At 58.0% G+C, this 7,492-nt stretch carries 8 protein-coding genes; 7 read left to right on the forward strand and 1 reads right to left on the reverse strand.

The window, feature by feature from the left end; genetic code table 11:
- Window positions 1–60: 60 nt before the first annotated feature.
- The 5 genes from EOL86_10515 (at window position 61) to EOL86_10535 (ending at window position 4,318) form a co-directional block, all read left to right on the forward strand.
- Window positions 61–819, forward strand: a complete 759-nt coding sequence (locus EOL86_10515; protein ID NCD26004.1) for a GGDEF domain-containing protein — start codon at window positions 61–63, stop codon at window positions 817–819.
- Between the two features lie 2 nt (window positions 820–821).
- The gene (locus EOL86_10520) at window positions 822–1,625 is read left to right on the forward strand and encodes a MinD/ParA family protein (protein ID NCD26005.1); all 804 of its coding nucleotides are present in this window, start codon (window positions 822–824) and stop codon (window positions 1,623–1,625) included.
- Between the two features lie 244 nt (window positions 1,626–1,869).
- Entirely contained in the window at window positions 1,870–2,484 is a 615-nt protein-coding gene (locus EOL86_10525; protein NCD26006.1) for a hypothetical protein, read from the forward strand.
- Window positions 2,485–2,552: 68 nt separating this feature from the next.
- Complete coding sequence (locus EOL86_10530) at window positions 2,553–3,386, forward strand: diaminopimelate epimerase (GenBank protein ID NCD26007.1); 834 nt, start codon at window positions 2,553–2,555, stop codon at window positions 3,384–3,386.
- 53 nt (window positions 3,387–3,439) lie between these two features.
- Window positions 3,440–4,318: a 4-hydroxy-tetrahydrodipicolinate synthase gene (locus EOL86_10535; protein ID NCD26008.1), complete on the forward strand. Its 879-nt coding sequence runs from the start codon at window positions 3,440–3,442 to the stop codon at window positions 4,316–4,318.
- Window positions 4,319–4,473: 155 nt separating this feature from the next.
- Here the strand turns inward: EOL86_10535 and pyrR are convergent, their stop codons facing one another.
- Window positions 4,474–4,983, reverse strand: a complete 510-nt coding sequence (pyrR, locus tag EOL86_10540) for a bifunctional pyr operon transcriptional regulator/uracil phosphoribosyltransferase PyrR (protein ID NCD26009.1) — start codon at window positions 4,981–4,983, stop codon at window positions 4,474–4,476.
- 140 nt (window positions 4,984–5,123) lie between these two features.
- On the opposite strand from pyrR, the gene EOL86_10545 reads away from it, so the two are divergent.
- Both EOL86_10545 and EOL86_10550 read left to right on the forward strand, forming a co-directional pair.
- Window positions 5,124–6,263 carry an SPFH domain-containing protein gene (locus EOL86_10545; GenBank protein NCD26010.1) on the forward strand — a complete coding sequence of 380 codons (1,140 nt, stop codon included), beginning with the start codon at window positions 5,124–5,126 and terminating at the stop codon, window positions 6,261–6,263.
- Entirely contained in the window at window positions 6,260–7,477 is a 1,218-nt protein-coding gene (locus EOL86_10550) for a hypothetical protein (GenBank protein ID NCD26011.1), read from the forward strand. Before EOL86_10545 ends, EOL86_10550 begins: the two co-directional genes overlap by 4 nt.
- Window positions 7,478–7,492 lie beyond the last annotated feature (15 nt).

Consider the following 7,492-nt stretch of genomic DNA (forward strand, 5'->3'; position numbering starts at 1 on the left):
AAAAACCGGAGTCAAAGCCAGTAGAAAACGAGCCGGGTGGGATAATGATTACCTGATGAGATTGCTCGTGACCTAAAATTTCATGCGATTGCCCTGGCCCTGGTCCGGCTCATCCGCCAAGACCGATCCTGGCCCACGGTGCTGGACAGGATCAAGCTCACGGACTGGATTGTCCTGCCTTTGCGCCGGAACAAATTCCCGGCCTTGAACACGATCAAGGAGTATATCGAAAAATTGACCCACATGCAGGGTCACGACGCCCTGACGGGTCTGGCCAACCGGCGCGGCTTCGATCAGGCGCTGGCCCTGGAAGTGGAGCGCAGCGCCCGCTTCAAGACCCCCCTGAGTCTGTGCATTTTGGACCTGGATGATTTCAAGGGCATCAATGACACGCATGGTCATCCATGTGGGGATAAAATTTTGCAGGCCATGGGTGAAATTCTGTTGACGGAGACCCGCATGATCGACGTGGCGGCTCGTATTGGCGGCGAGGAATTCGCGCTGTTGCTCCCCGGGACAGGTCTGGCCAGGGCCCAAAAACTTCTGGAGCGGGTACTCGAATCCATCCGGGCAGCCAGGGTTCGCTGTGGCGCCACGGAACTGGCTATCACGGCGTCCATGGGGGTCGCCAGCTACCGGGGCAAGGAAGTGCCGGACCCCGTCAAGCTCGTCGCGGAAGCGGACAAGGCCCTGTACCGCGCCAAACACGCCGGAAAAAACCGTTTGGAATGCGCGCCCCTTTTGGATTTGGGTCCAGTTCTGGACCAAACCCTGGTGCAACAAAACGAAAAACGCTTTTTGCTTTCCTTCAAGGAATAATCATGACCGAAAACAAGACTCTGAGCCTGTCCGTGGTCAGCGGCAAGGGCGGCGTGGGAAAAACCAATATCGCCTTGAATCTGGGCTTTGCCTTGAACGAGCTGGGGCATCGGCTAGTCCTCCTGGACGCGGATCTGGGCTTGGCCAACCTGGACGTGCTTTTGGGCATTTCTCCGGAAAAAAATATCCAGGACCTGATCGCGGGTGAAGACGCGGCCAACGTGGTCGTGTCCCTGACCGAGGATGGCTTCGTGCTTCTGCCCTCGGCGTCGGGCGTCGCCGAACTGGTGGAGATGGACGAAGACATCCAAAGCGTGCTCCTGGGCAAGCTGGATGAACTCTTTCACCAGTACGATTTTCTCGTCCTGGACCTAGGCGCGGGTATCAGTCCCACGGTCCTGTCCTTTGCGGCCATGCCCCAGGAACGGGTCGTGATCATCACCCCCGAACCCACGTCCCTGACCGACAGCTATGCCCTGATCAAGGTTCTGAACAACCAACGCCAGATCAAAAATTTCCATGTTATCGTCAACATGGCCGAATCGACCAAGGAAGCCCGCCTCGCCTTTGACCGGCTGGCCCAGGCCTGCGACCACTTCCTGAACCTGCCCATCCATCTCCTGGGCATCGTGCACAAGGACCCCATGGTCACGGAATCCGTCCGTCATCAAGTACCGTTGCTCAAATTCGCGCCTGATTGCCAAGCTTCCCGGGATATTCGCGAGATCGCCCGCAAAATCGTCGAGCGCCGGTCCCGTCTGAAGGATCTCATTGCCCGCAGCCCCATCCTCAAACCCCTGGCATAAGGTTCTGTCCATGCGCCTCTTTTTCTGCGTCGTGTTGCTGTTTGGTTGGTTACCCCTGAAAGCGTTGGCCCAAACGACCATCGTGCTCACGGCCAACACCCAGGGAGAGTACCAGCCGTGTCCGACCTGAGGCGGCAAGACTCTTGGTGGGTTGGCCCGGCGGGCCACCTTTTTCAAATCCCTTCAATCGTCTCCAGGAAGCATTGTGATCGGTGGAGGCTATGAACTCGTTGCCCCAGGCACCATGAATTCGACCTCCCCGGACCTGATCACGCGCTTGGCCCAGGCGTATCTAACCCTGGATTATGACCTTTTTGTCCTGGCACCCGAGGATTTCCAGGCGCTGAGCGCGGCTGGCGTTCCAACAGCGCCCTCTTGGTGGTCACTGGACGACGCGCCGCGCGTGGTGACCCAAAAAGTTCCGGACGGGCTCCTGGCCTTCGTGCTCTTCCCTCCGAGCCTGCCCGGAGGACCAAGTGGCTCGACGGCCTCGATCCTGGCCGATACGGCCACGCAGCTTCGCGAGTCGGGTCAATACAATCTGATCATCGGGATCAGCACCTGGGGCCAGCCCCTGGAGAACGATTTCATCGCGAACCGACGGGGAAAGGCTTTTGATATCATTCTGGGATCCGGCCACGGCCCCAGCTATCCGGGACTCTATCTCCAGGACAATGCCGTCCTTTGGGTCCGTCCTTCCCTGAAGGGAAAAGGGGTCAACACCATTGTCATCCCCAACCTGCCCAAGGCCGGCACAAAGGCCGTCTGGTCTCCAAACGTCACGGTCATGGCCACGGTTCAGCCGCTTCGCGATGAACTGGCCTTGGATCCCGCGATCACGACCATTTTCGCACCCTAGCCATTTTCTTGCTTTTTTGGGCCAGCCACAATAGATTATCGTGCACACGATTCAACCAAGGACTCTCCATGACCTCTTCTCGCTCCCAAATTTTTTATAAAATGCAAGGCAGTGGCAACGACTTCATCGTCATCGACAACCGCTCGCGCTCCATTGGCCAAGAGGTCATGCCGGCCTGGGCCAAGGCGCTCTGTCCCCGGGCCTTTCGCATTGGAGCCGACGGCATCATCTTTCTGGAAATGGATGAGACCGGCCAGGCCGCGACAAAATGGCATTTCTTCAACGCCGACGGGTCCAGGGCCGAAATGTGTGGCAATGGCTCGCGTTGCGCCACCCTGCTCGCCCATCAGTTGGGCATGGCCGGCGCCGAGCATGTCATGAGCACCGATGCCGGCCCCATCCAGGCCCGTGTGTTCGCCGATGCCGGCGAAGTCGAAGTCCAGCTTACACCCGTGCGCGATCAAACACTGAATTTCACCCTCGACCTGTCAGGCGAGCCATGGGCCGTCCACTTCGCCAACACCGGGGTCCCACACGCGGTTCTCGTTACCGACGACGTCAAAACACTCGACATCAAAAAGCTCGGCGCCCTGGTCCGGTATCATCGACATTTCGCGCCAGCCGGAACCAATGCCAACTTCATCCAAATCATCGATCGCGCCCACATCCTGCTGCGCACCTACGAACGCGGCGTGGAGAACGAAACCTATGCCTGCGGCACGGGCGCCGCGGCCTCGGTATCCGTGGCCCACGGCCTTGGCTTGGCCGAACCTAAAGTTCAGGTCACCACTTCGGGCGGTGAAATTTTGGAAATCAGCCTACGCGGAACGGACATTTTCCTGCGCGGCCAAGCCCAGGTCGTCTATCGTGGGGAATTCGACCCAGAGCGGATGGGTCTCTAGGCCAAGGCCAGGCGCCATCCACAAACCAAAGCCCCAAATCCGGGAGGACAGCGATGCAATTCAAAGGAGCCTTCACAGCCCTGGTGACCCCGTTTTCAAACGGCGTTGTCGACGAGGAAGCGTATCGAAACCTGATCGAATGGCAGGTTCAAAACGGAATCAACGGCGTGGTCCCCTGCGGCACCACTGGCGAATCCGCCACACTGAGCCACGCTGAACATAAAGAGGTAATCCGTATCTGCGTGGACCAGGTCAAAGGCAGGATTCCGGTGTTGGCGGGAGCGGGGTCGAACAACACGGCCGAGGCCGTTGAACTGGCCCGGTTCGCCAAGGAAGCCGGCGCCGATGGCGCCCTGCTGATCACGCCGTACTACAACAAGCCGACCCAGGAAGGCCTGTACCAACATTTCAAACGCATCGCGGCGGAAGTTTCCCTGCCCTACATCCTCTACAATGTTCCTGGCCGGACAAGCGTGAATCTGCTTCCAGCCACCGTGGCCCGTCTGTACAAGGACATCCCGGAAGTCCTGGGCATCAAGGAAGCCACGGGTGACCTCAACCAAGTCTCCCAGGTGCTCGAAAAATGCGGGCCGGACTTTCAGGTCCTGTCCGGTGACGATTTCACGGTGCTGCCTCTTTTGTCCGTGGGCGGATGCGGCGTCATCTCGGTGGTCTCCAACATTCTGCCCCATGTCATGAGCGCCATGACGTCGGCCTGGTTCGCCGGCGACATACCCACGGCCCAAAAGATGCATTTTGATCTCGCCCCTTTCTCGCGGATGATGTTCCTGGAAACCAACCCCATTCCGGCCAAGACGGCATTATCCATGATGGGACGCGTCAAGCTGGAATTGCGCCTGCCCCTGGTCCCCATGAGCGAGGCCAACACGGAAACCCTCCGCGCCTTCCTCAAGGACAAGGGTTTGATCTAGAACGCGGTAACGAAAAAAAACGAAAGGCCGCCTTTCCCGTCGGGAAGGGCGGCCTTTCATTTTTGGCTTCTTGAAAAGACCCCGGTGGTAGCCCCCGCCATCACGACCACAAAGCAACTCAACAAGGACTTTTGGATTGAGCGGGGAAACCGTTTTTAGCTCAAAACGACAGTATCCCTGCCATCGCGCTCGGACAAAAAAACATTGATCTGCTCGGATCTGGCCGTGGGCACGGCTTTCCCGATAAAGTCAGCCTGAATCGGCAACTCGCGGTGACCGCGATCAATAAGGACCAACAGCTTCACGGCCCGGGGACGGCCAAAATCGAGCAAGGCTTCCAGGGCGCAGCGGACCGTGCGGCCAGTGAAAAGAACATCGTCCACCAAAATCAGCGTTTTCTCGTCCACGGAAAAATCGATGTGGGTGGCGTTGATGTTCGGCGTGGATGTCGTGGTGGTCCAGTCATCGCGGTACAAATTGATATCCAGCTCTCCACAAGGCACCGCGAAACCGATCCGGCTGGAAAGTAGCCGACCCAGACGACCAGCCAGATCCACGCCACGACGCTGGATTCCAATCAAGGCCAGGGAGCGGTGATCGACGACATCCTCCACGATTTGGCAGGCCAGCCTGTCCAGGGACCGTCCGATATCGGCGGCGGTCATGATTTCCTTGGCGTTTTTTATATCCACAAGTCCCCTCCGTCCGAACTCATCAGAATCATTGAATCCTAAGCGGCCCGTGTTGTAATTGCAAGAAAATCGTCCTATACACTGCGGAATTCAAACAATGTCGGGGAGGTAGCATGGGCAGCGACAATCTTTTCTTTCTGGAGCTCATCGAATGGTTTGACGAAACCGGGAACGAAATCGCGCACCGATTCCCTCGGGAAGGCTCCGGGGAAATCAAATACGGCGCCCAGATGGTCGTGCGCGACTCCCAGGCCGGCATCTTTTTCTATAACGGCAAGGCTGTCCATGTTTTTGGCCCGGGACGACACACCCTCAAAACAGCCAACATCCCCATTCTCAACAAAATCATGGGCATCCCCTGGGGGCTGGAGAGCCCACTCCGGGCCGAGGCCTATCTGGTCAACACCAAGGTCTTCACCAACCTCAAATGGGGCACTCGCGAACCCGTGGCCTTCAAGGACTCCGAACTGGGCGTGATTCGGCTGCGGGCCTATGGCATGTTCAACATCCAGGTTGTCCAGCCCTTGCTCTTTATCAATTCCCTGGTTGGAACCATGGCCTCCTTCTCGGTTTCGAACTTGAACGAGTACCTGGGCAAGGTCATCGTGTCGTCCTTCAACGATTTTCTGGGCGAAAACATGGATACCATCCTCAACCTGCCCAATCGCTACGAGGAATGGTCGGCCGGGCTCAGGGAACGCCTACAAAGTGATTTTCTGCAATTTGGCCTTTCCCTGACCCAACTCTACATCAATTCCATCACGCCACCGCCCGAAGTGCAAAGAGCCTTGGACGACAAGACCAAGCTAGGCATGTTTGACGACATGAACAAGCTCATGCAGCTCAAGGCGGCCACGGCCATGGAAAAGGCGGCTGAAAATCAAGGCTCGGCTGGAGAATCCATGGGCATGGGCGTGGGCTTCATGATGCCGGCCCTCATGGCCCAGGCCATGCAACAGATGACCCGCCAACCTGATCCCGGAACCGCGCCCAAAGGGCTGACCTGTCCCAAATGCGGCCAGGCCATCCACGAGCGGGACAGTTTTTGCGCCTCGTGCGGCCATCATCTCCTGGTCTTTGAAAAATGTGCCGCCTGCGGAAAGAATCTGAGTCCGGGGTCGCGCTTTTGCCCCAGCTGTGGCAAGCCCGTGAACGACACGCCCAAGCCCGTCACGTGCCCGACCTGCGGCCAGGAGAACCTGCCCAGCGCGACGTTCTGCAACCACTGCGGGGAGCGCATCAAATTCGCATGAGCTGGGGGCATCTTCGTCATCAGTGTCCCCAGTGCGGGGCTCCTGTAGACCTGGAGGATACAGACCGCATTTTTGCCTGTCCGTTTTGCCGCGTCCGTCTGTTTATCCAGGGACACGGACCGCTCCGCTATTATCTGAAGCCGCGCGTCGAAAATGATGGCACCCTGATATATATCCCCTACTGGCGGTTTCGGGGAAATGGATTTGTTCTGGGCCTGACCTCGACACAGCACAAAATCATCGACTCCAGCCTGCTGGCCGTGGATAACCTCGCCTTGCCCGCCTCCCTGGGGCTCAGGCCCCAAGCCATGCAGCTTTTTTTCGTGGAACCTGGCACATCCGGGGCATTCCTCGCTCCCCAAATTTCCAGCGCGGACTTCAAGCACAAACTCCTCGCGGCCATTCCGGGGTTGAGCGCTGTCACGGGCCCAAAAATCACGGCCTGTATCGGCGACACACTTTCCCTGGTCTTTCTGCCGGTTTTTCAAAACCATGAACTCATCGACGGCCTGACCGGCGAACATCTGGGACCGGCAAGCATTGATCCCAGCACGCTTAATCCCAGTCCGGCCACTCTGGAGTTCCTCTCCACCCTTTGCCCCCACTGCGGCTGGGATCTTGGTGGCGACACCCAGAGCCTGGTGCAAACCTGTCCGCATTGCGACACGGCCTGGACCACGGGCCCAGGTGGCTGCGAAAATATCGACGTCCATTTTTTCCCAACCCAGACCCAGCCCAGCCGCTATCTGCCGTTTTGGAATCTGCACATTCAGGCGACGGGTTTTCATCTCGAAACCTGGGCCGATTTCATCCGTCTGACCAACATGCCCAAGGTGATCTTACCCCGGATGGAATCGGAGCCCTTCACATTCCGGGTCCCGGCCTTCAAAATCCGCCCTGAGTTATTCTTGCATCTCTCAAGCCGGGTCAGCCTCTTCCAACCCAGGACAGCGCCCCTTGCCAGCCTGCCCGAAATTCCCCTGCATCCGGTGACCCTGCCCCAAGAAGAAGCATTTCAGGCCATATCCGCTGTTCTGGGGCACTTGGCTCCGGCCCGGAAAAAATTATTTCCCAGAATCCAGGGCGGACGCATCCTGTTACAAAAAGCCACCCTGGAATACCTTCCATTCCTTGACGGGCCCAAGGAATACCTCCAACCAGACATGAACATGGCCATCCAAAAAAACGCCCTGCTCTGGTCCACCACGCTTTGACCATGTTCGTCCCAG

The sequence above is a fragment of the Deltaproteobacteria bacterium genome (assembly GCA_009930495.1).
Classification (GTDB): Bacteria; Desulfobacterota; Desulfovibrionia; order Desulfovibrionales; family Desulfomicrobiaceae; genus Desulfomicrobium.

Coding starts and splice junctions, on each gene's coding strand:
- EOL86_10520 (NCD26005.1), top strand. CDS start 822: ATGACCGAAAACAAGACTCTGAGCCTGTCCGTGGTCAGCGGCAAGGGC.
- EOL86_10525 (NCD26006.1), top strand. CDS start 1,870: ATGAATTCGACCTCCCCGGACCTGATCACGCGCTTGGCCCAGGCGTAT.
- EOL86_10530 (NCD26007.1), top strand. CDS start 2,553: ATGACCTCTTCTCGCTCCCAAATTTTTTATAAAATGCAAGGCAGTGGC.
- EOL86_10535 (NCD26008.1), top strand. CDS start 3,440: ATGCAATTCAAAGGAGCCTTCACAGCCCTGGTGACCCCGTTTTCAAAC.
- pyrR (NCD26009.1), bottom strand. CDS start 4,983: ATGACCGCCGCCGATATCGGACGGTCCCTGGACAGGCTGGCCTGCCAA.
- EOL86_10545 (NCD26010.1), top strand. CDS start 5,124: ATGGGCAGCGACAATCTTTTCTTTCTGGAGCTCATCGAATGGTTTGAC.
- EOL86_10550 (NCD26011.1), top strand. CDS start 6,260: ATGAGCTGGGGGCATCTTCGTCATCAGTGTCCCCAGTGCGGGGCTCCT.